At 68.0% G+C, this 26,399-nt stretch carries 31 protein-coding genes; 21 read left to right on the top strand and 10 right to left on the bottom strand.

The features are described 5' to 3' along the window. Positions 1-34: 34 nt before the first annotated feature. The 4 genes from idi (at position 35) to phoU (ending at position 4,263) form a co-directional block, all read left to right on the top strand. On the top strand, positions 35-589 hold the full coding sequence (gene idi, locus BLV57_RS10830; protein WP_091288502.1) for an isopentenyl-diphosphate Delta-isomerase: 555 nt from the start codon (positions 35-37) through the stop codon (positions 587-589). Positions 590-699: 110 nt separating this feature from the next. After that, on the top strand, positions 700-1,398 hold the full coding sequence (locus tag BLV57_RS10825; RefSeq protein ID WP_245757259.1) for a GGDEF domain-containing protein: 699 nt from the start codon (positions 700-702) through the stop codon (positions 1,396-1,398). Between the two features lie 713 nt (positions 1,399-2,111). Then, positions 2,112-3,503, top strand: coding sequence for an LCP family protein (locus tag BLV57_RS10820; RefSeq protein WP_245757303.1), 1,392 nt, complete (start codon positions 2,112-2,114; stop codon positions 3,501-3,503). Positions 3,504-3,597: 94 nt separating this feature from the next. Next, positions 3,598-4,263 carry a phosphate signaling complex protein PhoU gene (gene phoU / locus BLV57_RS10815; protein ID WP_091288499.1) on the top strand — a complete coding sequence of 222 codons (666 nt, stop codon included), beginning with the start codon at positions 3,598-3,600 and terminating at the stop codon, positions 4,261-4,263. 62 nt (positions 4,264-4,325) lie between these two features. Here the strand turns inward: phoU and pstB are convergent, their stop codons facing one another. The 5 genes from pstB to mshD form a co-directional block, all read right to left on the bottom strand. After that, entirely contained in the window at positions 4,326-5,102 is a 777-nt protein-coding gene (pstB, locus tag BLV57_RS10810; RefSeq protein WP_091288498.1) for a phosphate ABC transporter ATP-binding protein PstB, read from the bottom strand. A 3-nt stretch (positions 5,103-5,105) separates the two neighbouring features. Further along, on the bottom strand, positions 5,106-6,020 hold the full coding sequence (gene pstA / locus BLV57_RS10805; RefSeq protein ID WP_091288497.1) for a phosphate ABC transporter permease PstA: 915 nt from the start codon (positions 6,018-6,020) through the stop codon (positions 5,106-5,108). A gap of 1 nt (position 6,021) precedes the next feature. After that, complete coding sequence (gene pstC, locus BLV57_RS10800) at positions 6,022-7,083, bottom strand: phosphate ABC transporter permease subunit PstC (protein WP_091288496.1); 1,062 nt, start codon at positions 7,081-7,083, stop codon at positions 6,022-6,024. A 28-nt stretch (positions 7,084-7,111) separates the two neighbouring features. After that, positions 7,112-8,242 carry a phosphate ABC transporter substrate-binding protein PstS gene (gene pstS / locus BLV57_RS10795; protein ID WP_091288495.1) on the bottom strand — a complete coding sequence of 377 codons (1,131 nt, stop codon included), beginning with the start codon at positions 8,240-8,242 and terminating at the stop codon, positions 7,112-7,114. A gap of 218 nt (positions 8,243-8,460) precedes the next feature. Further along, positions 8,461-9,327 (bottom strand): mycothiol synthase, encoded by an 867-nt coding sequence (gene mshD / locus BLV57_RS10790; protein ID WP_091288494.1) that lies wholly within the window; start codon positions 9,325-9,327, stop codon positions 8,461-8,463. A gap of 30 nt (positions 9,328-9,357) precedes the next feature. On the opposite strand from mshD, the gene BLV57_RS10785 reads away from it, so the two are divergent. Next, entirely contained in the window at positions 9,358-9,750 is a 393-nt protein-coding gene (locus BLV57_RS10785; protein ID WP_091288493.1) for a hypothetical protein, read from the top strand. A 50-nt stretch (positions 9,751-9,800) separates the two neighbouring features. Here BLV57_RS10785 and BLV57_RS10780 read toward each other — a convergent pair whose 3' ends face one another. Next, positions 9,801-10,547, bottom strand: a complete 747-nt coding sequence (locus BLV57_RS10780) for a winged helix-turn-helix transcriptional regulator (protein WP_091288492.1) — start codon at positions 10,545-10,547, stop codon at positions 9,801-9,803. 162 nt (positions 10,548-10,709) lie between these two features. Between BLV57_RS10780 and BLV57_RS10775 the strand changes: the two genes are divergently transcribed. From BLV57_RS10775 to BLV57_RS10735, 9 genes are all read left to right on the top strand, one after another. After that, entirely contained in the window at positions 10,710-11,606 is an 897-nt protein-coding gene (locus BLV57_RS10775; RefSeq protein ID WP_091288491.1) for an LmeA family phospholipid-binding protein, read from the top strand. After that, a complete protein-coding gene (locus BLV57_RS10770) occupies positions 11,607-12,047 on the top strand; it encodes a TlpA family protein disulfide reductase (protein ID WP_091288490.1) in 441 nt (146 codons plus the stop codon). It abuts the gene before it with no gap. Positions 12,048-12,244: 197 nt separating this feature from the next. Continuing rightward, positions 12,245-12,679, top strand: a complete 435-nt coding sequence (locus BLV57_RS10765) for a DUF4395 domain-containing protein (RefSeq protein WP_091288489.1) — start codon at positions 12,245-12,247, stop codon at positions 12,677-12,679. 31 nt (positions 12,680-12,710) lie between these two features. Continuing rightward, positions 12,711-13,547 (top strand): sulfurtransferase, encoded by an 837-nt coding sequence (locus BLV57_RS10760; RefSeq protein ID WP_091288488.1) that lies wholly within the window; start codon positions 12,711-12,713, stop codon positions 13,545-13,547. Continuing rightward, on the top strand, positions 13,547-13,855 hold the full coding sequence (locus BLV57_RS10755; RefSeq protein ID WP_091288487.1) for a DUF1416 domain-containing protein: 309 nt from the start codon (positions 13,547-13,549) through the stop codon (positions 13,853-13,855). Before BLV57_RS10760 ends, BLV57_RS10755 begins: the two co-directional genes overlap by 1 nt. A gap of 257 nt (positions 13,856-14,112) precedes the next feature. Then, positions 14,113-14,727: a heme-binding beta-barrel domain-containing protein gene (locus BLV57_RS10750; protein ID WP_091288486.1), complete on the top strand. Its 615-nt coding sequence runs from the start codon at positions 14,113-14,115 to the stop codon at positions 14,725-14,727. Between the two features lie 9 nt (positions 14,728-14,736). Continuing rightward, positions 14,737-15,342 (top strand): 5-oxoprolinase subunit PxpB, encoded by a 606-nt coding sequence (pxpB, locus tag BLV57_RS10745; protein WP_091288485.1) that lies wholly within the window; start codon positions 14,737-14,739, stop codon positions 15,340-15,342. Beyond that, the gene (locus tag BLV57_RS10740; protein WP_245757257.1) at positions 15,339-16,175 is read left to right on the top strand and encodes a 5-oxoprolinase subunit C family protein; all 837 of its coding nucleotides are present in this window, start codon (positions 15,339-15,341) and stop codon (positions 16,173-16,175) included. The genes pxpB and BLV57_RS10740 overlap by 4 nt, the downstream gene beginning before the upstream one ends. Before the next feature lie 5 nt (positions 16,176-16,180). Then, positions 16,181-16,591, top strand: coding sequence for a hypothetical protein (locus tag BLV57_RS10735; protein ID WP_091289078.1), 411 nt, complete (start codon positions 16,181-16,183; stop codon positions 16,589-16,591). Here the strand turns inward: BLV57_RS10735 and BLV57_RS10730 are convergent. Further along, complete coding sequence (locus tag BLV57_RS10730) at positions 16,588-17,433, bottom strand: aminodeoxychorismate lyase (protein ID WP_091288484.1); 846 nt, start codon at positions 17,431-17,433, stop codon at positions 16,588-16,590. The genes BLV57_RS10735 and BLV57_RS10730 overlap by 4 nt on opposite strands. Positions 17,434-17,472: 39 nt before the next feature. Here BLV57_RS10730 and ygfZ point away from each other — a divergent pair, with 39 nt between their 5' ends. The 3 genes from ygfZ to BLV57_RS10715 are packed head-to-tail and all read left to right on the top strand — an operon-like array spanning position 17,473 to position 20,170. Beyond that, positions 17,473-18,594, top strand: coding sequence for a CAF17-like 4Fe-4S cluster assembly/insertion protein YgfZ (ygfZ, locus tag BLV57_RS10725; protein WP_091288483.1), 1,122 nt, complete (start codon positions 17,473-17,475; stop codon positions 18,592-18,594). Positions 18,595-18,626: 32 nt separating this feature from the next. Beyond that, positions 18,627-19,199, top strand: coding sequence for an RsiG family protein (locus BLV57_RS10720; RefSeq protein WP_091288482.1), 573 nt, complete (start codon positions 18,627-18,629; stop codon positions 19,197-19,199). Further along, complete coding sequence (locus BLV57_RS10715) at positions 19,199-20,170, top strand: asparaginase (protein ID WP_091288481.1); 972 nt, start codon at positions 19,199-19,201, stop codon at positions 20,168-20,170. The genes BLV57_RS10720 and BLV57_RS10715 overlap by 1 nt, the downstream gene beginning before the upstream one ends. A 108-nt stretch (positions 20,171-20,278) precedes the next feature. Here the strand turns inward: BLV57_RS10715 and BLV57_RS10710 are convergent, their stop codons facing one another. After that, positions 20,279-21,172 (bottom strand): DUF8083 family protein, encoded by an 894-nt coding sequence (locus BLV57_RS10710; protein ID WP_091288480.1) that lies wholly within the window; start codon positions 21,170-21,172, stop codon positions 20,279-20,281. A 209-nt stretch (positions 21,173-21,381) separates the two neighbouring features. Here BLV57_RS10710 and BLV57_RS10705 point away from each other — a divergent pair, with 209 nt between their 5' ends. From BLV57_RS10705 to BLV57_RS10695, 3 genes are all read left to right on the top strand, one after another. Then, entirely contained in the window at positions 21,382-21,573 is a 192-nt protein-coding gene (locus BLV57_RS10705; RefSeq protein ID WP_091288479.1) for a DUF3073 domain-containing protein, read from the top strand. A gap of 88 nt (positions 21,574-21,661) precedes the next feature. Continuing rightward, positions 21,662-22,522 (top strand): 3-hydroxybutyryl-CoA dehydrogenase, encoded by an 861-nt coding sequence (locus BLV57_RS10700; protein WP_091288478.1) that lies wholly within the window; start codon positions 21,662-21,664, stop codon positions 22,520-22,522. Positions 22,523-22,594: 72 nt separating this feature from the next. Then, positions 22,595-23,530: an alpha/beta fold hydrolase gene (locus tag BLV57_RS10695; RefSeq protein ID WP_091288477.1), complete on the top strand. Its 936-nt coding sequence runs from the start codon at positions 22,595-22,597 to the stop codon at positions 23,528-23,530. Here BLV57_RS10695 and BLV57_RS10690 read toward each other — a convergent pair. Beyond that, positions 23,510-24,418 carry a dihydrodipicolinate synthase family protein gene (locus BLV57_RS10690; RefSeq protein WP_091288476.1) on the bottom strand — a complete coding sequence of 303 codons (909 nt, stop codon included), beginning with the start codon at positions 24,416-24,418 and terminating at the stop codon, positions 23,510-23,512. The genes BLV57_RS10695 and BLV57_RS10690 overlap by 21 nt on opposite strands. Continuing rightward, positions 24,415-25,110, bottom strand: a complete 696-nt coding sequence (locus BLV57_RS10685; protein ID WP_091288475.1) for a GntR family transcriptional regulator — start codon at positions 25,108-25,110, stop codon at positions 24,415-24,417. Before BLV57_RS10685 ends, BLV57_RS10690 begins: the two co-directional genes overlap by 4 nt. 61 nt (positions 25,111-25,171) lie before the next feature. Here BLV57_RS10685 and BLV57_RS10680 point away from each other — a divergent pair, with 61 nt between their 5' ends. Next, complete coding sequence (locus BLV57_RS10680; protein WP_091288474.1) at positions 25,172-26,398, top strand: extracellular solute-binding protein; 1,227 nt, start codon at positions 25,172-25,174, stop codon at positions 26,396-26,398. Position 26,399 lies beyond the last annotated feature (1 nt).

Below are 26,399 nucleotides of genomic sequence, written 5' to 3'. Positions count from 1 at the left end.
GCCGCCGTCGCGGCTTTGTAGTTCAGTAGAACCGGTGAGCATCGAAGAAGAGCGGATCGTCTTCTGCACCGAGGACGGGACTCCGACGGGGGAGACCGGGCCGAAACTGGCCAGCCACCACGAGCACACGCGGCTGCATCTGGCGTTCTCGTGCTACGTCTTCCGCCGCTCCGACGGCAAGTTCCTGATTACCCAGCGCGCGGCCTCGAAGAAGGTCTGGCCCAGCGTGTGGACGAACAGCGTGTGCGGGCATCCGGCGCCGGGTGAGGCGCTCGAGGATGCCGTGCGCCGCCGTGCCGCTTACGAACTCGGGATGCCGCAGCTGGACGAGCTCACCTGCGTGCTGCCGAAATACCTCTACAAGACGCCGGTTTTCGACGGTGTGATCGAGCATGAGTTCTGTCCCGTGTTCACGGCAGTGGTCGATGAGGATCCGAAGCCGAATCCGGAAGAAGTCGACGATTTCCGGTGGCTCACCTGGGATGACTACGTGAAGTTACTGGATCAGCCCGATGCAAATGTGAGTTACTGGGCGAAGGACCAGTTTCCGCTGCTCAAGGGCTTGCCGCAGTTTTCCGCCGGGAAATAGCGAACCGGCGAATGTGACAACGAGCGACGAATGTCGTCCACTTGAGCGATATTCGCGTTCTACCGTACCGATATCTCAAGAGCCGCCTCCTTTACGTCGACATGAATTGCGTGACGGAGGTGACAGTCGTGCCGGACCACGAGACCGCGCTCGCGACGGGCGCGGCCGGGACCGACCTGCTCGCACTCCATGAGTCCATCGCCGGGATGCTCGCCAACCAGGGCGACTGGCGCCGCGCCTACGAGCACCTGCGCTCGGCGCTCGACCTGGCGCACGCCGGCAGCCTGCGCGACTCGCTGACCTCCAGTTACAACCGCCGCTACCTCGATCAGCACCTGCACGGCCTGCTCCGCGAACGGCAAGGCGGCATCGCCGTCGCGCTGATCGACCTCGACCTGTTCAAGCGGGTCAACGACACCTACGGGCACCTGGTCGGCGACCGGGTGCTCCGCCGCGTCGCCGGGCTGTTGCAGGAGGGACTGCCGCCCGGCGCGTTCTGCGCGCGGTACGGCGGCGAGGAATTCGCGCTGGTCATGCCGGACATCGACGCGCGGACCGCGGTACGGGTCGCCGAGGCGGCGCGGGCGCGCGTGGCCGATCACCAGTGGTCGAAGCTGCAGCCGGGGCTCAGCGTCACCATCAGCGTCGGCCTGGCCCATGAAAGCGGGCCTGGGCAGGGGCGCGCACTCGAGGCGGAACGGCAGCTGGTGCGTGCGGACACGCTCCTTTACGCCGCGAAACGGGCCGGGCGCAATATGGTCGCTTATCGGGACTGTGAGTCTGTCCACATCGTTAAACACCCTCAGTAACGAAAATCCCGACATTCGCCCTGCAGAACGCGACGATCTTCACCAGAACGTGGTGATCAACGTCAGGTGACGTACTGACGGTGAAAAAATTAGGGCCAGGGTGTCGTCAGGAACAACAGGTATCCGTACGATAACGAAAGGCCTGTACTGCTGAGTAAGCCTCAGCGGCCCCACTCACGACCGCTACGAGAGGAGACCGAGTGCCCGACGAGCGCAACGAAGGCACCGGTCAACGCTCTAGCGCGAACCCTCCGAGACGGCCGCGCGCCGATCGGCGCCGTTCGATGGAGGCCTCCGGCGGCATCAGTGTCTCGGACATGGTCGCGCGGCACACGGGTGAACGTCCGGTGTTCGCCCCGCCCGCTCCCGACGTGCCGCGACCGCCCCGGCGCGCCGTCACCCCCGAGCCGCCCGCGCGGCAGCCACGCCAGTCCGGCGCCCACCCGGTGCCCGGCGTCAGGGCGCCGCGTCAGCAGCGCCGCGTGCCCGGCACCGGCGAAGCGCCCGCCCGCCCCGCCATGCCGCCTGCCGCGCAGCCACCGCTGCCCCGGCGCCGCCCCGAACCCGAGGCGACCCAGATCGCCAAGCCCGCGCCTGCCAAGCCCGCTCCTGTCAAACCTCAGCGCCGTCCCGAGCCGGACGCCACCCAAGTCGCCCAGCCGGTGCGCAGGCCGCGACGTCCGGCCGCGCCGCGCCCGCCGGTCGAGACGCTGATGACCGACGAGCTCGACACCATCGACGAGCCGACCAGGCAGCGCCGCAAGATCGACCACACGCTCGCCCGCTTCTCCGCCGCGCACGATGAGTTGGAGCAGGAGGAGAACCGCAAGCGGGAACGCCGTGAGCGGCGCGCCGCCCGCCCCGCCGCGCTGCTCGAGCAGACGCGCACCGCGTTGCAGCGCGTCGTCGCGCCCTCGGCCGCCGAGCCGGTCGAAAAAGCCGAAAAGGCCGAAGAGAAGCCCGCGCAAACCCGCCTGCAGGAGAAGAAAGAGCGCAAGATCGAGCGGTCCGTCCTCATCGGCCGGATCGTCGCGATCGCGCTGGCCGCGATCGTGTTCGCGGGCACCGGCGCCGCCTGGGGCGCCAAGGTGTTCTTCGACCAGCAGTTCAAGTCGGTCTCCGCGCTCGACGAGAACTCCGCCGACATCCAGAACGCAGCCGGGCAGACCGGCGACGAGAACTTCCTCATGGTCGGTTCGGACTCACGCGACGGCGCGTCCGAAGAGGACGGCGTCGGCACCGCGAGTGGCACGCCGGGCGCGCGCTCCGACTCGGTGATGATCGCGCACATCCCGGCCGACCGGCAGCGGGTCGTGGTGATCTCCTTCCCGCGCGACCTCGAGATCTCACGGCCGGAGTGCAACCGCTTCGACCCCGCGACCTCCAAGTACAGCGAGGACAAGTCGCCGGCGCAGAAGATCGCGAAGCTGAACACCGCGTACGCCGTCGGCGGCCCGCAGTGCGTCACCAAGGTGATCCAGCAGATCACCGGCATGAAGATGACCCACTTCGTCGGCATCGACTTCAACGGCTTCAAGGACATGGTCGACGCGGTGCAGGGCGTCACCGTGCACACCGAGATCCCGATCGACGACACCACGCTCGGCATGGTCATCCCGGAGGCGGGCGACCACTCGATCAGTGGCGACCAGGCGCTGAACTTCGTGCGCGCCCGGCACGTCAAGGGCGACGTCACCTCGGACTACGGCCGGATCAAGCGGCAGCAGGAGTTCATCGGCGCGCTGCTCAAGAAGGTCATGTCCAAGGACGTGATGCTCGACGCGGGCAGGCTGACCGGCTTCGTCACCGCGTTCGCGAAGGCCACGTTCGGTGACAACATCGGCGTCGACCAGATGCTCACGCTGGCGCAGTCGATGAAGGGCGTCGATCCCGCCAAGATCAATTTCATGACCGTGCCGACGACCGGCATCTCGAACGGCCGCGGCAACGAGGTGCTGGTGCAGGGCAAGGCGGCCGCGGTGTTCAAGGCACTGATCGAGAACGCGCCGCTGCCCGACCCGAACAAGCCGGTCGAGGAAGCCGCCCCGCCGTCCACGCCCACGAAGTCCGCTGGCGGCTCCAAGAAATCCGCGACCACGGGCTAACCCCCTGTGACCTCGGGGAATTCGTTAAGCCGGGTTCACGTCCGGTTCACCCTGCGATGCGGCATTCGCGAATCACCGCACGTAAAGTGAGACCATGCGCGAGGCTTACCACGTCGAACTCGAACAGCTGGCCGTAAAGCTGGCTGCAATGTCACTTCAGGTCGCGGACGCCATGGAATTGGCGACCAAGGCGCTACTGGAGACGGATCTCAGCCTGGCGGAGCAGGTCATCAGCGGCGACTCCAAGGTCGACGACGCGCGGGCGGACTGCGAGGAGGCGGCGTACGCGCTGCTGGCGCTCCAGGCACCCGTCGCGACCGACCTGCGGACCGTGCTGGCCGCCATCCACGCGGCGGAGAGCCTGGAGCGGATGGGCGACCTGGCCCTGCACGTCGCCAAGGCCGCGCGCCGCCGTCACCCGGAAGCCGTGCTCCCGGATGACGTGAAGCCCTACTTCACCGAGATGGGCAAGGTCGCGGTCAAGCTGGCCAGGCAGGCCGAGACCGTCATCAAGACCAAGGACGTCGAGGCGGCCCGCACGCTCGAGGCCGACGACGACCAGGTCGACGACATCCACAAGCACCTGTTCACCGTGATCATGGACAAGAACTGGCCGCACGGCGTCGCCGCGGCCGTCGATGTCACGCTGCTGGGCCGGTTCTACGAACGCTTCGCCGACCACGCCGTCTCGGTCGCGCGCCGCATGGTCTTCGTGGTCACCGGTCGCATGCCGGGCTACGGCTCCGCCGAAGACCTGTAAAACGCGATAAAGCGGGCTTTATCCCGGAGTGGGATAAAGCCCGCTTTATCGCGTTGGGAGACTCAGCCGAAGCGGCCGGAGATGTAGTCCTCGGTCGCTTTTTCGTTGGGGTTGGAGAAGATCTTCTCCGTGTCGTTCAGCTCGATCAGGCGGCCGGGCTGGCCGACGCCCGCGAGGTTGAAGAACGCCGTCTGGTCCGAAACCCGGGCGGCCTGCTGCATGTTGTGAGTCACGATGACGATCGTGTACTCCTTCTTCAGCTCACCGATCAGGTCCTCGATCGCCAGCGTGGAGATCGGGTCCAGCGCGGAACACGGCTCGTCCATCAGCAGCACGTCCGGCTGCACCGCGATCGCGCGCGCGATGCACAGACGCTGCTGCTGACCACCGGAGAGACCGCCGCCCGGCTTGTTCAGCCGGTCCTTGACCTCGTTCCAGAGGTTCGCGCCACGCAGCGCGCGCTCGGCGATCTCGTCGAGCCGCTTCTTGTTCTTGGTACCGGCCAGCTTCAGGCCGGCGACCACGTTGTCCTTGATGGACATCGTGGGGAACGGGTTGGGGCGCTGGAACACCATGCCGATCGTGCGGCGCACCTGCACGGGGTCCACAGTGGACGAATAGATGTCCTCGCCGTCGAGCAGCACCTCGCCATCGACGCGCGCGCCGGGGATGACCTCGTGCATGCGGTTGAGGGTGCGGAGCACGGTCGACTTGCCACAGCCGGACGGGCCGATGAACGCGGTGACGTTACGCGGCGGCACCGAGAGCGTGACGCTGTCCACGGCGTGGAACTTGCCGTAGTAGATGTCTACGTCTTTGACGTCGATTCGCTTGGCCATGACTCACTTCTTCTTCGGGGCGACGAGGCGGGAGATCAGCGTGGCGAGCAGGTTGATCACCGCGATGATGAGCACCAGAGTCAGTGCGGCACCCCAGATGCGTTCGAAACCGACGCTGCCGGGGGTCATCGTGTTGGTGACGCGCTCGTTGTTCATCACCAGCGGCAGTGAGGCCTGCTCACCGCTGAAGATGTTCCAGTTGACGTAGCTGGAGTAGCCGACGAGCACCAGCAGCGGCGCGGTCTCACCCATGACACGGGCGAGCGCCATCATGATGCCGCCGATGATGCCGGACAGCGCCGTCGGCAGCACGATCTTCACGATCGTCTTCCACTTGGGCACGCCCAGCGCGTAGGACGCCTCGCGCAGGTCGTCGGGGACGATCCGGAGCATCTCCTCCGAGGACCGCACGACCACCGGGATCATCAGCAGTACCAAGGCGAGCGACACGGCGAAACCACTGCGCGGCAGGCCGAACGTGGTGATCCACAGTGCGTAGATGAACAGCGCGGCGACGATCGAGGGGACACCGGAGAGGATGTCGACCATGAACGTGGTGGTCTTCGCGAGCTTGCCCCGGCCGTACTCGACCAGGTAGATCGCGACGAACAGGCCGAGCGGCACGGCGATGACCGCGCAGACCAGGCCCTGCAGCAGGGTGCCGATGACCGCGTGCAGCACGCCGCCGCCGACCTCGTCGGACAGCACGTTCCCGAAGTCCTCGCCCCACCAGTTGGAGAACGGGATCCGGGTGATGCCGTTGACGATCACCGTGTACAGCACCCAGATCAGCGGCACGACGGCGATCAGGAACGACAGCCACACGAGCACGGTCGCGACGCCGTTCTTGGCCTTGCGCGCCAGGCCGACCTGCTGGAACGCGGGCGTCGACGCGGGCGCTTCGAGCGAAGTGGTCATCTCAGTCCACCTTCTTGGCGATGATGGACCTGGCCGCGAAGTTGACCAGGAAGGTCAGCAGGAAGAGCACGAGGCCCGCCGCGATGTACGCGCCCGCGGAGGTCACGTTGTTGAATTCGCTGTAGTTCGCGGCGATCTTGGACGCGAAGGTCGCGCCGCCGTCGAACACGCTCCAGGTGAAGTTCCGGCCGACCGGGATCAGCAGGATGACCGCCAGCGCGATCGTCTCGCCGAGCGCGCGGCCGAGGCCGAGCATCGAGGCGCCGATGTAGCCCGCCTTGCCGAACGGCAGGACCGTGGTCCGGATGACCTCCCAGCGCGTGGCGCCCAGCGCCAGCGCGCCCTCGATGTGCGGGGTCGGCGTCCGCTCGAACACCTCCCTGGTCAGCGAGGAGATGATCGGCAGCAGCATCACCGCGAGCACGACGCCCGCGGTGAAGATCGTGCCGCGCACGCTCGGCGCCACGTTGCCGGGCGCGAAGACCGGGATCCACGAGAACGTCTCGTTGATCCACTGCGAGAACGGCTCGATCGCAGGCGCCAGCACGAGGATGCCCCACAGGCCGAAGATGATCGACGGCACCGCGGCGAGCAGGTCGATGACGTAGGCGAACGCCCTGGCGAGGCGCTTGGGCGCGTACTGGGTCAGGAACAACGCGATGCCCAGCGAGACCGGCATGGCGATGATCAGCGCGACCAGCGAGGTGGCGACCGTGACCTGGAGCAGGTCCAGGATGCCGAACGACATGTTGTTCGGGTCGCCGGTCGACCAGCCGGAGGAGAACAGGAAGTTCGCGTTGTCGGCCTTGAGCGCCGGGATCGCCTGCACCAGCAGGAACAGCCCGATCAAGCCGATCAGTGCGACGACGAAGACGCCGGCGCCGGTGGTCAGGTTCTTGAAGACGCGGTCGCCGGGGCGCTGCTTCACCGCGGCCTTGGACCCCGGTTTCGGTGCCGAGGCCGGTGCTTGCTCCGAAATCGGGGCCTCCGGGGGGATGCGAGAGGACGGCGAACGCCCACCGGGGTCCCCGGTGGGCGTTCGCGTCGAAGTTGAGTCGGTCATCGACTTCTTCAGTCCAGCCTGTCGTGTGTTACGCGATGGCCTTGACGGCCTCGAGGACCTTCGTCTGCAGCGAGGACGGGATCGGGACGTAGCCCTTGTCCGACAGCGGCTTCTGACCATCGGTCGCGGCGACGTTCAGGAACGCCTTGACGGCCTTCGAGACGTTGGCGTCAGCGTACTTCGAGCAGACGATCTCATAGGTGGTCAGCAGCAGCGGGTAGGCGCCCGGGGTGTTGCTGGCGTAGATCCCGTCCAGGTCGAGGGCGAGGTCGTTCGTGCCCTCCTTCTTGAACTTCGCGGCGTCGAGCGCCTTGGCGACGTTGGCGGCGGAGAGCTCGACCGCACCCGAACCGCTGTCGAGCTGGGCGGCGGTCACGCCGTCCTTGGCGAACGCGCCCTCGACGTAGGTGATCGCACCGTCGGCGGCCTTGACGGCCTCGACGACACCGTTCGACTTGGCCGCGCCGTTGCCGACGCCGCCCTTGAACGCCTTGCCGTCACCCTGGGTCCAGGCGCCCTTGGAGGCGGCCTTCAGGTACTTCTGGAAGTTGTCCGTGGTGCCGGACTCGTCCGAGCGGGAGACGACCTGGATCGGCTTCGACGGCAGGGTCAGCGCCTCGTTGCCCTTGACGGCCTTGATGGCCGGGTCGTCCCAGGTCTTGATGCCGCCATTGAAGATCTTCGCGGTGACCTCGGGGGTCAGCACCAGCTTGTCGACGCCCTGGAGCTTGTAGGCGATCGCGACCGGGCCGACGACCAGCGGGAGGTTCCACGCGTCGCTGGCGCAGCGGGTCTTGGCGGCCTCCGCGTCGGCGCCCGAGAGCGGTGAGTCCGAACCGGCGAAGTCGACCTGGTTGGCGTTGAACTGCTTCACACCCGCGCCGGAACCGGTCGGGTTGTAGTTCACCTGCTGGCCGGCGCACTTCGCGGTGTACTTCTGCTTGAAGATCTCGACCGCGTTGTTCTGCGCGGACGAGCCTTCAGCGGACAGCGGGCTCTTGCCGCCGCACTCCACCTGGGCCGTGGCGTCACCGGCGGGCACGGCAGCCGACGAGCTGGTGCCGCTGTTCTTCGCCGCGGGGTCGGAACCACAGGCCACGAGCACGAGGGCGGCGCTCGCCACGATGCCGATCGCGCCCAACGGCCGCATGATCTTCACTGCATTTCCTCCAGCTGGAGAGTTTTCCTCAGGTCCGCGCGAACGTCTCGCCGCGCCGGAACCGGACATTAGGCAGCCGGAATGGACAGACGGTCCTGTCCAGGTGAACGGAAAGTGAACACCGCTTCGATGTGAGCAGTGCTACTCGTACCGAGAGATGGCCGTCACCTGCCCGTGACCTGCGTGAACGCCCTCAGTGACAGGGTGCTTGCGGTGTGCTAACCCGCGTATTGAACATCCACCGAAAAGCGCTGGAAACCAAGTTTGGAATAAACCGCCAAAGCCGGGGAATTGTCACCCTCGACATAAAGAATGATCTGCCGGAGACCGCGGTCGCGCAGATACCGCAAGCCTGCCAAGGTGAGTGCCTTGCCCAGTCCGCCGCCCTGCGCCGACGGGTCGACGCCGACCACGTACACCTCGCCGACCGGCTCGCCGCCGAAGCGTTTCGGATCGGCCGCGTGCACCTTGGTCCAGTGGAAGCCGACGACCTTGCCCTCGGCGTCCTCGGCGAGGAAGAAACCGTCGGGGTCGAACCAGGCCTTGTCCTCGGTGGCGCGCAGCTCGTCGACCGTCAGGCTGCCCTGCTCGGGGTGCCAGTCGAAAGCGCGGGCGTTGACGTCGATGACGGCCTGCTCGTCCTGGCCCTTCACGAAGGTCCGGAGCTTGATGGACTGCTCCGGCCAGTCCTTGACCTCGGTGTGCAGGATGAGCAGCTCGCGCGCGCGGACCAGGCCCTGGCGCGCGGCGATCGCGGCGGCGGCCGGGTGGTCGCCGTGTGCCCAGATGCGCAGCGGTCCCTTCACGCTCAGCGCCTGGACGAGCGAGCCGCCGTAGCCCTTGCGCCGGTGCTCCGGGTGCACGAACAGCTCGGCGACCTGGTTGCCGAACGCGTCGCCCGCGGTGTCGAGGTGCGCGTAGCCGACGAGCTCGCCGTCGACGCTCGCCAGCAGGTGCTTGCCACCCTGGAACGGGAAGCCGTCCTCGATCTCCGGCTTGCCGTCGACGTCGGCGACGGCCTTGAGCAGGTCGGTCACCCGCGCCTCGTCCGTGCCGAGTTCACTCACCCACACCGCGTTCAGCATGAGGCCAACCTACCGGGGCACACTGGGCGCATGCCGTTGAAAGCCAAGATCCGGAACGCCTGCAAGCCGTTCCTGCCGACGGGCGACGAGATCCGCTATCTCTTCCCGGCGAGCTCGACGGACTTCGGCGGTGAGCGGGCGGTCTCGTCCGTCGGCGGCGTCAACTTCCTGGTCGTGGTGACCGACCGGCGCATCGTGGTGATCGCGTCCAGTTACTGGCGGCGCTACAAGCCCAGCTCGGTGTGGGAGGTCTACCCGAGGTCGACCCGGCTCGGGCCGGTCGACATCCACCCGTCGTTCGGCCCGACCATCAGCTTCGGCGGGCTGGCGCTGGAAATCGACGAGGAGTACGTGTCCGTGATCCGCGCGGCCGACCTCGAAGTCGAAGGCGACCTGCCCGCGGACCCGCTGCCCGACCTCTGAGCTCGTGAGTGTTTTCGCCGGTTAGAACCGGCCGTACCACTCACGACCCTCTAGTGGGAGGTCAGCTCCGAGGTGTCGGCGGGAGCCTGGACCGGGAGCTTCGGCGCGGGGCCGCCGCTCTTGGACGGGCGCTCGAACTTGTAGCCGACGTTGCGGACGGTGCCGATCATCTGCTCGTGCTCGGGGCCGAGCTTCGCGCGCAGGCGCCGGACGTGGACGTCGACCGTGCGCGTGCCACCGAAGAAGTCGTAGCCCCAGACCTCCTGCAGCAGCTGGGCGCGGGTGAACACCCGGCCCGCGTGCTGCGCGAGGTACTTGAGCAGCTCGAACTCCTTGTACGTCAGCTCGAGCGTGCGCTTCTTCAGCCGCGCGGTGTAGGTGGCCTCGTCGATGACCAGCTCGCCGACCCGCAGTTCCGCGTCCACCTGGGACGTTCCGCCGTCGCGCGTGGTGGCCAGGCGCAGGCGGGCGTCGACCTCGGCGGGCCCGGCGGTGGGAAGAAGAATGTCGTCCATGCGCCATTCGGCGCTGACCGCGACCAGGCCGCCTTCGCTGACGACCGCGATGATGGGCGTCGAGCCGTCGTCGTCACCGGTACCCTTGAGCAACCGGCACAGGCTCTTGGCCGAGGCGAGGTCGCTGCGTGCGTCCAACAGGATGACGTCACGGTGACCGGCGTCGAGGAGCGCGGTGACCTCGGGTGCGCGCACACGCACGGTGTGCGGGAGCAGATCGAGAGCGGGCAGCACCGAGGTGGCATCCGCCTCGGGAGTAAGTACCAGAAGATCCAGGCTCATGCGCCCACACCGCCTTCACGTCAGTTACGTCGCCTCGAACACGTCGCTGGGTCGGTGCTAAGTGAGAATAGCGGGTGAACGCGAGAAAGACCTCCCCCCTGCCGGGTCCATCACACCTGGTGAGACCGTGGAGGCCAGTCGCAAGCGAGCAGATCGGACTAAATGGTGAGCAGGCCAGTAGCCCAGCAGGACCGCGCGATGGAGCAGCCGGCACCGCGGCGCAAGGGGCGCCGCGCCCGCAGGCTGATCATCATTTTCGTGGTGCTGGCCGCGATTCTGGTCGGCGCGGACTTCGGCATGGCCGCGTTCGCCGAGCACGAGATCTCGCAGAAGGCGCGGGAGCAGCTCAAGCTGACGGACGACCCGTCGGTGTCCATCAAGGGCTTCCCGTTCCTGACCCAGGCGCTCGGCGGTGACTACGGTCACATCTCCGTCTACGCCTCCGGTGTCCCGGTGAACGACAAACTGCGTGACGTCGAACTGAACGCCGAGCTCTACGACGTCATCGCGCCGCTGAGCGACGTGCTGAACGGCAACACCAAGTCGATCACCATCGGCAAGCTCGACGGCCAGGTCACGCTGAAGGCCAGCGACATCGCGCGCATCGCGCCGCTGGACAAGATCGAGAACCTGCGGATCGACCCGTCCAGCGAGGAGTACGTCGAGACCGGCGTCGACACCAAGAAGAAGGACACCACCACGACCAACGCCGATGGCTCCGAGGTCACCGACGACGCCAAGGCCGGCGTCCGGATGTCGGGTGAGCTGCAGATCGCCGGTCAGAAGGTGGAGATCTTCTGCTTCGCGATGATCGAGCTGAAGGACGGCGCGATCACGTTCGCGCCGAAGCGGCTGCAGTACGGGAATGACAAGGAGACCACCGTCGTTGAGGACATCGTCCAGGCGAAGTTCCTGAAGTCGTTCGAAGCGACCGTGAAGCCGGGCGACCTGCCGTTCCAGGTCAAGCCGACCGGGGTGAAGGTCAATCCGGGCTCGGTGACCATCAAGGGCGAGATGCGCGACGTGACGTTCGCGGGATTGCCGGTGAAGGGGAAGTAAGTGACCGGGGTGTGGGTGCTGCTGGGCACGCTGGTGCTCGGCGCGGTGGCCGGTCTCGTGCTGCGCGCCCGCAACGGCCGGATCAGTGCCGCCCGCACCCATGACCTTCCCGAGGTGGTCGCCGCGGCGCTGGACCCGGCGGCCTCGGTGACCCTGGTCCAGATCTCGACCACTTTCTGCGCGCCCTGCCGTCACACGCGAGTGATCCTGTCGAACCTCGCGGAGAAGACTCCCGGCTTGCGTCACGTCGACCTCGACGTCACCGAACAGCCCGAGGTCGCGCACGCTTTGTCTGTTTTGCGAACCCCGACGACCCTCGCGTTGGCTTCTGACGGCCACGAGCTGCTTCGTGTCGGTGGTGTTCCGAAAGCCGCTGACCTGCTGGAAGCGCTCAAGCCCTACCTCGATCTCTCGAATTCTGGGATGCATCCCAAGGAATGAACGCTGTTCCCACAGTGAGGGAGCACTAGGTAGGGTCGACGCCGTGAACAGGCGCCTCCTCTTGACGCAACGCCGCGCGGTTGATCTCTGCCGCGTGCGGAGCAGCCTGTGTCCGGCTTGGCGGGCACAGCGCTAGAGCGCGCCCGCGTATCCCTGGTTTTTCGGTGTGTACAAGCACGTCCAATTCAGGAGATGACATGTCAGCAGGACCGGCCGTGGACCCGCGTGGGCCCAGGTTCCAGGCGATTCTGACGACGATCGTGCTCGCGGTGGTGCTCATCACGCAGTGGTGGCCGCTGCTCGCGGCGCAGACCGTGGTCTTCGCGATCGGCGCCTTCATCGGGCTCAAGCAGTCTCCGTACGCGCTGATCTACCGGACGCTGGTCGCGCCGAGACTGAAGCCGTCGGCCGAGCGTGAGGACGCGGCGCCGCTGCGGTTCGCGCAGTCCGTCGGGTTCGTGTTCGCGCTGGTCGGCACGATCGGGTTCGTCACCGGACTGACCGTGCTCGGCATCGTGGCGACGGCGTTCGCCCTGTTCGCAGCCTTCCTCAACGCCGCTTTCAACTTCTGCCTCGGGTGCGAGATGTACCTGCTGCTCAAGCGGTTCAGCCCCACCACCTCAGCTTCGTAGACCTCACACCCAAGAAAGAGAGAGCCGCTCCATGAGCCGTGAAGACGTCCTGGTCACCACCCAGTGGGCCGAGGAGAATCTGGACACCCCCGGCGTCGTGTTCGCCGAGGTCGACGAAGACACCACCGCCTACGACAACGGGCACATCCGCGGCGCGGTCAAGTTCGACTGGCGCAAGGACCTGCAGGATGGTGTCCGCCGCGACTTCGTCAACAAGGAAGGCTTCGAGAAGCTGCTCTCCGAGAAGGGCATCTCGAACGACGACCGCGTGATCCTCTACGGCGGCAACAACAACTGGTTCGCCGCGTACGCGTACTGGTACTTCAAGCTCTACGGCCACGAGAACGTCCAGCTGCTCGACGGCGGCCGCAAGAAGTGGGAGCTCGACGGCCGCGAGCTGAACTCCGACGAGGTCAAGCGCGCCGCGACCGACTACAAGGCGCAGGAGCAGGACCTCTCCATTCGTGCCTTCCGCGACGAGGTCGTGGCTGCCATCGGCGCCAGCAACTTCGTCGACGTGCGCTCGCCGGACGAGTTCTCCGGCAAGCTGCTCGCCCCGGCGCACCTGCCGCAGGAGCAGTCCCAGGTCCCCGGCCACATCCCCGGCGCGCTGAACGTGCCGTGGGCCAAGGTCGCCAACGAGGACGGGACCTTCAAGACCGAGGACGAGATCAAGGAGCTGTACTCGGACGAGGGCCTCGACGAGTCGAAGTCCACGATCGCGTACTGCCGCATCGGGGAGCGCTCGTCCATCGCGTGGTTCGCGCTGCACGAGCTCCTCGGCTACTCGGATGTCAAGAACTACGACGGTTCATGGACGGAATACGGCTCGCTGGTCGGCGTGCCCGTTGAGTTGGGAGCGAAGTAATGGCGGACGACAGCTGCGGCGCACCGGCACAGACGGCCACCCCGGCCGACTACGACACCAAGGGCCAGGTCGTGCTGGCGGGCAAGGTGACGTCCTCGGACGCGCCGCTGGGCGGAGCCTTCGTCCGCCTGCTCGACGGCAACGGCGATTTCACCGGCGAGGTCGTCTCCTCGGCCGACGGTGACTTCCGCTTCTACGCGGCGCCCGGCAACTGGACCGTCCGCGCCCTGCACCGCAGCGGCAACGGCGAGGCCTCGGTCACCGCCTCCGGCCCCGGCGTCCACCAGCTCGCCATCGCAGTCGCCTAGCACCTCGTAAAAGCCCGAAAGCCACTTTCGTCAGGTCTCATCTGACGAAAGTGGCTTTCGGGCTTTCAGACCTGACGAAAGTGGCTTTCGGGGCTCGACGTGCTGTACCCAAGCCCACAGGGCCGGGGCGGGCGGGGCGGGCTATTCTGCGAAGCGTGGAAATCCTGTTTACGAGCCTGCTCGTCTTGGCCGGCCTGGTGATCACCTGGTTCGCCGTGTACGTCGTCTACCGGCTGTACTCGGACCAGCGCTGACCTATGTCCAGCGGTGACGAGGCCATTCAGGCCGCGGAGAAGCGCGCGGAGACCACCCGCCTGCGCAATGTCCCCCAGTTCGACGATCTGCCCATCCCGGCGGACACCGCGAACCTGCGCGAGGGACCGAACCTCAACGACGCGTGCCTCGCGCTGCTGCCGCTCGTCGGCGTGTGGCGCGGCGAGGGTGAGATCGACTACCCGACCATCGAGGGCCCGTACCGGTTCGCGATGCAGCTCACGATCTCGCACGACGGCAGGCCGTTCCTGATCCACGAAGCCCGGTCCTGGCTGCTGGACGAGGACGGCAACGTCATCCGCCCGGCCGCCCGCGAGAGCGGCTTCTGGCGTCCGCAGGCCGATGACACCATCGAGCTGCTGCTGGCGCACAACACCGGCATCCTCGAGCTGTTCTACGGCGCCACCCGCGGCCAGGCCTCCTGGGAGCTCGGCACCGACGCGGTCGTGCGGAGCTCGACGGCCAAAGAGGTCACCGGCGCGCAGCGGCTGTACGGGATCGTCAACAACGGCGACCTCGGGTACGTCGAGGAGCGCGCCATGGTCGGCCAGCCGATGCAGCCGCACGCCTCCGCACTGCTGAAGCGGGTTGTCGGTTAAATAGTCGCCATGCGGTGGCGACGGTGCGGCGAGCACGGGGCTTTGCTCGAATGCGAGTCGCTGGAGCAGGCGATGGCCGCGCGCGCGGCCGTCGAGGCCGCCCGACCGTCCGATGTGGTCGAACTCGTGCCCGGCGCGCGGACCCTACTCGTCGAAGCCCGTCCCGGTTCGCGAGCGCTCGACGAGGTACGCGCGCTCGTCGAAGACCTGACGCGTCCGCCTGCCACCGAAATCCGTGAGATCACCATCGAAGTGGTCTACGACGGCGAGGATCTCGAACTCGTCGCGCGCGACGCCGGGATCTCCACCCAAGAAGTCGTCGAGCTGCACACCGGCGCCGAGTACACAGTGGCCTTCACCGGCTTCGCGCCGGGATTCGGTTACCTCACCGGACTTCCCGAGCCGCTCCAGCAGTCCAGATTGGACACTTCGCGGACGCGTGTGCCCGCCGGATCCGTTGGGGTCGCGGGTGAATTCACCGGGATCTATCCGCGCGAGTCGCCGGGCGGCTGGCGGTTGATCGGGCGGTCCGACACGGTCCTGTTCGACCAGCACGCCGAGCGGCCGTCGTTGCTCGCGCCCGGCGACCGCGTGCGGTTCCGGAGCGTGCGGTGAGGGGGATCGAAATCCTCGATCCCGGGCCGCACGCGTTGATCCAGGACCTCGGCAGGCCCGGCCACGCCCACCTCGGCGTGCCGCCGTCCGGCGCGCTGGACGCGCCCGCGCTGCGGCTGGCGAACCGGCTGGTCGGCAACGACGAGTCGGCCGCCGGCGTCGAATGCCTGCTCGGCGGGCTGACGCTCAAGGCACGCGTTCCGTGCACGGTCGCGGTGACCGGCCCGCCCGTCGACGTGAGCCCAGGCTGCTCGCACATGCCGCTGTTCCTCAAGCCAGGACAGACGCTGAGCATCGGCACGCCCGCGACCGGGCTCCGCAGCTACCTCGCCGTCTCGGGCGGCCTGACGGTCGAACCGGCGCTCGGCAGCCGGTCGCGAGACGTCCTGTCCGCCATCGGCCCCGAGCCGCTCAAGGCAGGCGACGTCCTGCCGCTCGGCGAGCCGGGCGTCCCGTGCGGCTGGGACGTGATCCGGCCCGCCGTCGCTCCGCCGGAGCTGATCGTCCCGGTGACGCTCGGGCCGCGCGACGACTGGTTCGACGACCCCGCCGGGAGCCTCGCGAAGGCGTGGACGGTGACGTCCGAGTCGAACCGGGTCGGACTCCGTTTCGAGGGGAAATCGTTGCGCCGAGCGGGTGAAATCGTCGAATTGCCCAGTGAGGGGGTCCTCACCGGGGCCATCCAGGTGCCCCCGAGCGGGCTACCAGTGCTTTTCCTCGCCGATCATCCGACAACGGGCGGCTATCCGGTCGTCGCGGTGGCCGCCAGGGGCGCACTGAGCGCTCTCGGGCAGGCACGCCCTGGAACCACAGTGCGGTTCCGTCCGTCCTGATGATTGTGGAACGAGTATCGGTCTCCGGCGGCAGCGGCACCATCAACGCGGACGGCAAGGTCGTCCGGCCGGAGCTTCAGCAAGCACTGCGCATCGCACTGGCGACCGGCCAGTTACGGCGCCCGCTGAGCGCCACCCTGCGCCCGCTGCTCGACCTGCTCGCCGACGGCGATTACGAGCTGCACGGACCCGAGCCGCTCGCCGACGGCGTCGACCTGGTCCCGACCGGTGACTGGCCGCCGTCCGACGAGGCACGCGTGACGTACTACCGGACCGCGATCCGCACCCACCACAAGCCGGTCGCGGTGCTGCTGCACTCCGGTGACCAGGTGTTCATCGTCGACGGGCACCACAAGATCGCCGCGTACCGCGCGGAAGGCGCGCAGCCGACGACCGTGCGCCTGGTCGTGAACTAGTACTCGCCCTCGTAAGCCGCCATCAGCTCGCCGTAGACGGCCTTGGAGTCGGGCAGCGCGCGGTCGTCGACCGTGTGGATCCGGGTCAGCTTGCGGACCGACGAGGCCATGAAGAGGCCCTCGGCTTCGTAAAGGTCCTCGATGCGCAGCGGCTCGTACTTGACCGTCCAGCCCGCCTTCTCCGCGCTGCGGAAGAGCGCGGCCTGCGTCGTGCCCGGCAGGATGCCGATGTCGGACGGCGGCGTGTAAAGCGTGCGGCCGCGCACGAGCACCACCGTCGACGTCGGGCCTTCGAAGATCGAACCGTCGGCGGCGGTGAAAATCACATCATCCGCGCCGCGGCGCTTCGCCTCGCGGATCGCCGCCATGTTGAAGCTGTACGACATCGTCTTCGCGCCCAGCAGCAGCCACGGCGCGCGCTCGGCGAGCCCGGGGTCGATGCCGCGGTCGAGGGTGATGACCGACACACCCTCCGCGCGGGCGCGCAACACCTTCGGGTCGACCTCGTTGGCGAGCGCGAAAGCGGTCGGGGTGGCGCTCGGGTCACCCTCGATTCCCCTGGTGCAGACCAGTTTCAGCACGAATTCGGGGCTGCCCGACCACTCGCCGATGACCTGGTCGCAGAGCCTTTCCCAGGCCGCGATCTCGATCGGCGGCAGGTCCAGCATGGCCGCGGAGCGCGCCAGCCGGTCCAGATGCGGACCCAGCTCACGCGGTTTCCCGCCGGTCACCAGCACGGTTTCGAACACGCCGTCACCACGCAGGAGCCCCAGGTCGTCGACGCGAATCTGGGGTGCGTCGGGTGCGGCAAGGGTCCCATCGAGAAAGGCGAGCACGCGCATAACTCACCACGCTACCCAGTCACCCCTAATATCGGACGTATGCCCTATCAGTCACCACTGCTCGAACTGCGGGGATCCATCGCCGCGCCCGACGGCCACCCGGAGGCAGGCGTCCCGTGGCACTGGGGTGACCCGTTCGCCGAGCAGCGCACGGCCAGCCGCGGCGCCGCGGTGGTCGACCGGTCACACCGCGAGCTGATCGCGGTCACCGGCGACGAGCGGCTTTCGTGGCTGCACCTGGTCATCTCCCAGCACATGACCGAGTTGCCGGCAGGCGCGGCCACCGAGGCGCTGGTGCTGGATTCGCAAGGCCGGGTCGAGACCCACATGGCGGTCGCGTACGACGGCGAAACCGTGTGGCTGGACACCGACCCCGGCCCGCTGGTCACCAGCGCGCTGCCCTCCGGCGGCAAGCAGACGCTGCTCCAGTACCTCGAGGCCATGAAGTTCTGGTCCAAAGTAGACATCCGCGATGTCACGGCGGACTTCGCGCTGCTGACCGTGCTCGGCCCCGAAGCCGAGCGTGTGCTGTCCACTGTGGATGTTGAGCTCACCCGAGATGTGGTCTCGCTGCCGGGAGGCGGCTTCGCGCGGCGGATGCCGTGGCCCGGCAAGTCCAGCGTCGACCTGGTGGTGCCGCGTGCGGAACTCGCCGACTGGTGGGGCAAGGTGACCGACGCGGGCGCGCGCCCGGTCGGCAGCTGGGCGTTCGACGCGCTGCGCGTCGAGTCGCTGCACGCGAGGATCGGTGTCGACACCGATGACCGCACGATTCCCCACGAGGTCAACTGGATCGGCTCGGCCGCGCACGTCGCGAAGGGCTGTTACCGGGGACAGGAGACCGTTTCGAAGGTGCACAACGTCGGCAGGCCGCCGCGCAACATGGTGCTGCTGCATTTGGACGGTTCCCCGGAGATCGCGCCGGAGACCGGTGATCCCGTGGTGCTCGGCGAGCGCACGGTCGGCCGGGTCGGCAGCGTGGTCCAGCATCACGAGCTCGGCCCGATCGCGCTGGCGTTGGTCAAGCGGTCCACCACGGTCGGCTCGGAATTGCTCGCCGGGGCCGCAGATCGCCAAGTGCAAGCTGCAATCGACCCGGATTCGGTGCCCGCGGAGGGCGCCGCACCCGGCCGCGAAGCCGCCCAGAGGCTTCGGGGCTAGCGAATTAGACCGACGTATAGCAGGATGTCAAGGTGATCGAAGTCCGGCCCGGTGGGCGCCGACGGATCGACCGCGTACTGGCCGAAGGCTACGTGCGCAACCTCGCTGAGTTGCCGCTGACCGAATTGCGCGCGCGCAGAGACGAAGCGGCACAGGAGGAAACCGACCTCTCGTACCTGCGCAGACTGCTGCACGCCCGGATCGACATCGTGCGTGCCGAACAACAGCGCCGCAGTTCCGGCGGGGAAACCAGCATCGTCGACCAGCTGGCTTCGATACTCGCTGACAACGCTGTCTCCTCGTCGCCGCGGCAAGGCCGCCACCAGCAGCTGGAGCCGTCGCGGGCCGGTGAGCACCGGCGGCACGCCGAGGCGCTGGTCGGCGACGTCGACCTCTCGGACGTCAGCTCGCTGAGCGAGGAGCGGCTCGAAGGCGCGCTGAAGACCTACACCGAGGCCGAGTCGCAGGTGTCGCTGCGCAGGCGCGAGGTGCAGTCGGTGATGGACACGATCAACGGCGAGATCGCCGCGCGGTACCGCAGCGGCACTGCTTCGGTGGACGAGCTGATCAGCCGCGAGCGCGGCAGGACCGACGAAGGAGCGTAGTGAGCAATCCCGTGCTGGTGGAGGTTGTGCGCTCGGAGGTCGTGGAAAGCGTTCATCGCGGTGCGCTGGTCGTGACGAACCCCGACGGTTCGGTCCGCCTGGCGGTCGGCGACGTCGAGCGGCCGATCTACCCGCGCTCGTCGAACAAGCCGTTCCAGGCGCTCGGGATGCTGCGCGCCGGTCTCGACGTCGACGACGAGGACCTGGCGTTCGCAGCGGGCTCGCACAACGGCGAGCCGAAGCACGTCGAGCGGACGCTGGCGCTGCTGGAGCGGGCCGGTCTCGACCAGTCCGCGCTGATCTGCCCGTCGGCGTACCCGATGCACGAGACGAGCAAGCTCGCCGCCATCTTCGCGCGCAAGGGCGCGAGCAAGGCGGCCATGAACTGCTCCGGCAAACACGCCGCGATGCTGCTGACCTGCGTTCAGCGTGACATGCCGACCGAGGGTTACGAGACCGTCGAACACGACTTGCAGAAGGTCATCGCGGCGACGTTCCCGGACGTGACGGGCGAGCCCGTCGCGGCGACCGGCGTCGACGGCTGCGGCCTGCCGCTCGCGGCCTTCTCGCTGACCGGCCTGGCCCGCGCTTTCGGCCGCCTGGTCACCTCGCCCTACCTGGAAGAGCGCCGCGTCGCGGACGCGATGCGCGCGCACCCGTGGCAGGTCGCGGGCACCGGCCGCGAGGACACGGTCCTGATGCAGGCCGTCGACGGCCTGCTGGCCAAGGGCGGCGCCGAGGGCGTCCACGCGATCTCACTGGCCGACGGAACCGCGGTCGCGCTGAAGATCGACGACGGCGCCCAGCGCGCCCGCCCACCGCTCCTGGTCGCCGCCCTGCGCGCGCTCGGCGCACTGCCCTCGGACAACGCCGCGCTCGACCGCATGGGCCGCGGCCACGGCGAGGTCTTCGGCGGCGGCCGCCCAGTAGGCGAACTCCGCGTCCCCGCCTCAGTCCTGGCCCCCCTCTAGCCGGTCAAAGCCCGAAAGTGGCTTTCGTCAGGTCTTATCTGACGAAAGTGGCTTTCGGGCTTTCTAACCTGACGAAAGTGGCTTTCGGGCTTTGGCGGCGGGGTGGGGTCAGTTGAAGCGCTCGCGGGCGGCCAGTTCGCCCCAGTACTCGCGCAGGTCGGTGAAGAGTTCGGCGAGCTCTTCGACGTTGCCGGAGCGGAGGGCTTCGAGGATGCCGTGGACCTCATCGGCCGTGGTGTCCGTCTCGAGGATCGGGTCGGCGATCATCTGGACGATGCCGCCGTAGTCGAGCTCGACCGCGGACTTGGCGTTGAAGCTCTCCAGCCACCGGCTGGTGTCGGCGAGGATCCGGGCCGGGCCGGAGTCGCCGAGGGTGTTCTCGACCAGCGAGTGCGCCTCGGTGACGCGGGCGCGGGCCTCGGCCATCGTGGTGCGCCAGGACAGCTCGCGGGCGGGGTCGTGGCGGCCGGTGCCGAGGGTGAGGCGGCGTTCGTCCGGCTCGATCAGCGCGAACCACGGTAGCGGGACCGTCCAGGTCGTCGACAGCACGTGGACCACCGGGCGGTGCGAGCCGCTCAGCGCGGCCTTCGCGCGGGTGCGGACGCGGTCGGCGGTCATACCGCCCGAGTCGAGCACCGAGTTCATCAGCGCGGGGTGCGCGTCGGACATGAAGCTGACGAGCGCCGCGGCCGAGCGGGCGCGGAGTTCGAGCGGGCAGACGAGCGGCTCGGAGCCGAGCCCGGACGGCACCTCGGCCTCGTCGAGCACCAGCACGTCGGTGGTCGTGCTGGGGGCCGCGCGGCCGTCGGCCAGCTCGGCCGGGAGCAGGCGACTTGGCGAAGTGATCTGTGATCTAAGCCACATCGACTGCTCGCGCTCGCCGGCCGCCGATCGGCTCAGCTGTGCCGCCTCCACCGCTTGGACCAGCAGCTTGTCGGGCGGATCGCCGAACGCGGACAGCGGTTCGTACACCCTGAGGTAGGACACGAACGGTCGCAGCACCTGTGAATCGTGGCACGCCCACCTGCGACGATCCGCACCGACCGGCCGGTGGAGCGTGAATCACTCCGGAGGTGTCATGTCCGGCACACGAAGCCACGTCGCATCGCACCCCCGGGACACGGTATGTTGTCCGCAGGAAATAGTTGTCGAGAGATGCGGGGCCGCCGATTTCCCCCGGCCGCCCCGCCCCTGTGCGAGGGGGTCGAGCCATGGGGCGCGGCCGGGCTAAGGCTAAGCAGACGAAGGTGGCTAGGGAGCTCAAGTACAGCTCCCATGAGACCGACTTCGACGCTTTGCAGCGCGAGCTGTCCAGTAGTTCCTCGGATGACCACCGCGAGGACAAACAAGACGGCGAGGACGACCCGTACTCAGACGACGGGTACGACGACTACCGTCGTTGACCACGTTGAACACGCGAGGGCAGGCTCAGGCCGACCCTCGCGTGTCTCGTGCTGTCCGTCTTCGCCGTCATAAGGCAAGGGAGAGACCGTGGCAGACATCCAACGGGTAGGCGTGATCGGCGCGGGCCTGATGGGCTCGGGCATCGCCGAGGTGCACGCCAAGGCCGGTCTGGATGTGACCGTCACCGAGGTGAGCCAGCCCGCGCTCGACGCCGGGCGGGCTCGCATCGAAAAGTCGCTGCAGCGCGGCGTCAAGAACGGCAAGGTGTCCGCCGAGGACGCCGAAGCCGCGCTCGGCAGGCTGCACTTCACCACCGAGCTGGAGTCGTTCGCCGATCGTGACCTGGTCATCGAGGCCATCCTCGAGCAGGAGCAGGCCAAGGTCGACGTCTTCCGCCAGCTCGACAAGATCGTCCAGCGCGAGGACGCCGTGTTCGCCTCGAACACGTCGTCCATCCCGATCATGAAGCTCGGCATGGCCACCAGCCGTCCGCAGCAGGTCGTCGGCATCCACTTCTTCAACCCGGTGCCGGTGCTGCCGCTGGTCGAGCTGGTCCCGTCGCTGCTCACCGGCGACGACACGATCAAGCGCGCCGAGGGCCACGCGACCGGCGCGCTCGGCAAGACGGTGATCCGCTCGCAGGACCGGGCCGGGTTCATCGTGAACTCGCTGCTCGTGCCGTACCTGCTGTCGGCGATCCGGATGATCGAGTCCGGGTTCGCGTCCGCCGAGGACATCGACCGCGGCATGGAGCTCGGCACCGCGCACCCGATGGGCCCGCTGCGGTTGTCCGACCTCATCGGCCTCGACACGGTCAAGGCCATCGCGGACTCGATGTACGCGGAGTTCAAGGAGCCGCTGTACTCGTCGCCGCCGCTGCTGCTGCGCATGGTCGACGCCGGGCTGCTCGGCAAGAAGACCGGTCGCGGGTTCTACCAGTACTCCTGAGCAACTTTCGTCGACGGCCGCGGCAACGTTCGCGGCTGTCGGCGCAACCACGCCCGCCGGTTCACTGGGCGCATGATCGAACACACCCGACGTGCCGCGCTGCTGACCGGGGCTCTTTCGCTGGCGGCCGCCGGCACCGCGCAGGCCACTCCTGACCGTCGCGTGCCGACCTTCGTGTTCGCCGCGGGCGCCAACGGCTCGGCCGGTATCCCGAACGAACTCGTGCTGCGCGGGCATCGCTGTGTCGGCGTCGACCTGCCGGGGCAGCGGACCACGGACGCCCAGTTCCGGCTCTCGTATCAGGCGCCGCAGGACCTCGCGGCGTTCGCGGCCGAGCGGTCGCCGCTGGCCGGGGTGACCTACGCCGATCAGATCCGCGCGACCGTCGAGGTCGTGCGGCGTGCCGCGCGGTTCGGGCCGGTCGTGCTGGTCGGCGCGAGCATCGGCGGCGCGACGATCAGCCTCATCGCGAACGAGGTGCCGCACCTGATCGACCTGCTCGTCTACGACACGGCGTTCTGCTGCGTCGACCTGGCGACCCCGGACGAGTACATGGCCACGCCGGAGGCCGCCACGACCGAGGCGTTGGCGCTCTTGGGCATCGCCGTCGGGGACCCGGCCATGATCGGTGCCTCGCGCTCGAACTGGCGGACCGCCGACCCGAAGCAGCTCGCGGACCTCAAGAGCGCGCTCATGGCGGACGGCACCGACGCGGAGTTCTTCGCGTTCCTCAACAGCGTGGCCCCCGACGAGCTGCTGACCAAGGGCGCGACGGACGCGCGAGGCAGGCTCTCGACCTGGGGCCGCGTGCCGCGGGTCTACATCAGGCACCTGAAGGACCGGCTGGTGCCGCTTCCCTTGCAGGACCGGATGATCCGCGAGGCCGACAAAGCGACCCCGCGCAACAGGTTCCGCGTGTTCGACCTCGACACCGGGCACGTCTCCAACGCGGCGAGCCAGGCGAGGTACCTCGACATCCTGGACGGGCTAGGCCGAAAGACCCCATGAGGTCAGCAGGCCGAACAGCTGCTCGCGTTCGTCGCCGGTGAGCAGGCGGCTCGGCGGGCGGACGTCCGGGCGGCACAGGCCGAGGTGCGCGAGCGCGTCCTTGACGACGCTGACGTTGTTCGCGTTCCCGTTGGCCGCGCGCATCTCCTCGAAGCGGCGGATCTTCTCCCAGACGGACATCGCGGCCGGGTAGTCGCCGGAGTGCAGCGAGCGGAGCATGCTCAGTGAGATCTCCGGGTCGACGTTGACCAGCCCGGAAGTGAAGCCGGTCGCCCCGGCCGCGAAGTACCCCGGCGCGTAGAGCTCGGCGAGGCCCGCCACCCAGACGAAGCGGTCGAAGCCCGCGTCGCGGGCGACCGAGGCGAAGCGGACCACGTCGGGCACCGCGTACTTGATGCCGATGACGTTCGGCGCCACCTCGCCGAGCCGCGCGAGCTGGGCGCCGGTGGTCGCCGGGTTGCGGACGTAGAGCACGACGCCGAGCTCGGGGACAGCGGCGGCGATCGCGCGGTGGTACTCGACCCAGCCGTCGGCCGAGACGTACGGGTGCACCGGCTGGTGGATCATGATCATGTCGGCGCCGCAGGAGGCCGCGTGCTGGGCCGCGCGCACCGCGGTGGTCACGTCATGGCCGACGCCCGCGAGCACGGACGCCCTGCCGTCGACGGCCTTGACGGTGATCTCCAGGCAGGACCGGGCTTCCTGCTCGTCGAGCGCGTAGAACTCGCCGGTGTTGCCGTTGGGCGTGATCACCTCGATGCCACCTGCGACCAGGCGGTCCACCAGCTTGGCGTAGGTCTCCGGCTCGACCGCTCCTTGGTCGTCGAAGGGGGTCACCGGGATGGCGACCACGCCGGAAAGCCGCCTGATCTGCACTGCGAAGCTCATCGCACTCCCTTGTCGTCACCAGCCCGCTCGCCCGGAAGCTCGAAGGCGACCCGGTCGATGAAATCCGTTATGTGCTTGCGCAGCAGGTGCTCGGCCTGCTTCGCGTTTCCCTGCTCGGCGGCGTTGAGGATCGCGAGGTGCTCGGCGGCCTCGCCCTTCCAGGTGGGGCTGATGCCCCAGCCGGTGACCGTGATCAGCGCGGCCTGGTCGCGCAGGCCGTCGAGGATCTCGACCATCAGCGGGTTTCCGCACTCCGCGTACAGCGCGCGGTGGAACAGCCGGTTGGTCTGGCTGGCGTGCGCGCGGTCGGCCGCGCCGGTGCCGGAGGCGACCTCGCCGAGTACGTGGCGTGCCTCGCTGAAGTCGGCGCCGTTTTCGACAGCGCGGCGCACGGCTTCCGGCTCCAGCATCGCGCGCAGGTCGTAGACGGCGTACGCGACTTCGGCGTCGATGACGCGGACGGAGGCCCCCTTGTACGTGCTCATCGTGACCAGTCCGGAACCGGCCAGCAGCCGCAACGCCTCGCGCACCGGGGTCTTCGACACTCCGAGCTGCGCGCCGATCTCGCTTTCCACCAGTGTCTCGCCAGGGGCGAGCTCGCCGCTCAAGATCGATTCCTTGATGGCGTCGCGGACGAAGTCGGTGCGTGAGATCGGTGGAGAAGCCCTCCGGAACGAAGAAGTTCTCGCCACTGGCATGTCCGATCTGATATACGATGCGACATACAACATTACCATGGACAAGGGAGTGGCCATGCAACGTCGCAGTGGCTCGCGGATCCGGACTGCGCTGGTGGCGATAGGGCTGGTCGCGGGCCTAACGGCGGCTTGCGGCGCTCCCGGCGGGGACGCGCCGCAGCCTGCCGACTCGAAGGCGGTCCCGGACAAGCCGAGCAAGCCGGTCGAACTCAACATCCTCGACATCGCGGGCAATCTGCAGCTCACCAAGCAGATGATCGAGAACTTCAAGACCGCGCACCCGGACATCATCAGCAAGGTCAACTACACGACCGCGCCCGCGCCGCAGATGGCGGGCAAGCTCAAGGCCGAGCAGGACGGCGGCGTCGCGCAGACGCACCTCGTGCTCAGCGGCACCGACGGGCTGTCCGCAGGCATCTCGAACAACGTGCTCGCCAAGGTGCTGCCGGACTTCGAGAGCCGGTTCCCGAACCTGATGCAGAACTACCAGGAGCCCGCGGCCAAGATGCAGGAGCTGGCCGACGGCTACGGCATCGAGGTCGTCTACTACCCGTCCGGCCCGCTGCTGGAGTTCAACCCGGCCGCCGTGCCTGCCTCGCCCGCTTCGCCTGACGAGCTGCTGGCCTGGGCGAAGGCGCACCCGGAGAAGTTCCAGTACGCGAACCCGGCCAACTCCGGCCCCGGCCGCACCTTCCTGATGGGCCTGCCGTACCTGCTCGGCGACAAGGACCCGAAGGACCCCGAGGCGGGCTGGGACAAGACCTGGGCGTTCCTGCAGGAGCTGGGCAAGTACGTGAAGTACTACCCGTCCGGCACCACCGAGGTCATGAAGAACCTCGCCTCCGGCTCGGTGGACATGGTCATGTCGACCACCGGCTGGGACATCAACCCGCGCAAGCTCGGCACCGTCCCGAACACCGTCAAGACCGGCGTCATGCAGCCGATGACCTGGGTGACCGACGCGCAGTATGCGCTGATCCCCAAGGGACTTTCGCCGGACCAGACCTCGGCGATCCTCGCGCTGGTCAAGTGGATGCTGCAGCCGGACCAGCAGGCGATCGCGTTCGACGACGGCTACTTCTACCCCGGCCCTGCCGTCAAGGACGTCAAGATCGAGATGGCGCCGCAGAAGAGCCAGGACACCATCAAGCAGTTCGGGCGTCCCGAGTACGAAGAGTGGATCGCGAAGTACCCGAAGCAGCCTTCGCTGCCCGCGTCACAGCAGGTCAAGGCCTTCGACAAGTGGAACAAGCTCGTCGGCGCCGGCAAGGGCGGAAAGTGAT

Origin of the sequence: Amycolatopsis xylanica (assembly GCF_900107045.1) — a bacterium.
GTDB classification, from domain to species: domain Bacteria; phylum Actinomycetota; class Actinomycetes; order Mycobacteriales; family Pseudonocardiaceae; genus Amycolatopsis; species Amycolatopsis xylanica.
This window is presented reverse-complemented; position numbering and strand designations above follow the sequence as displayed.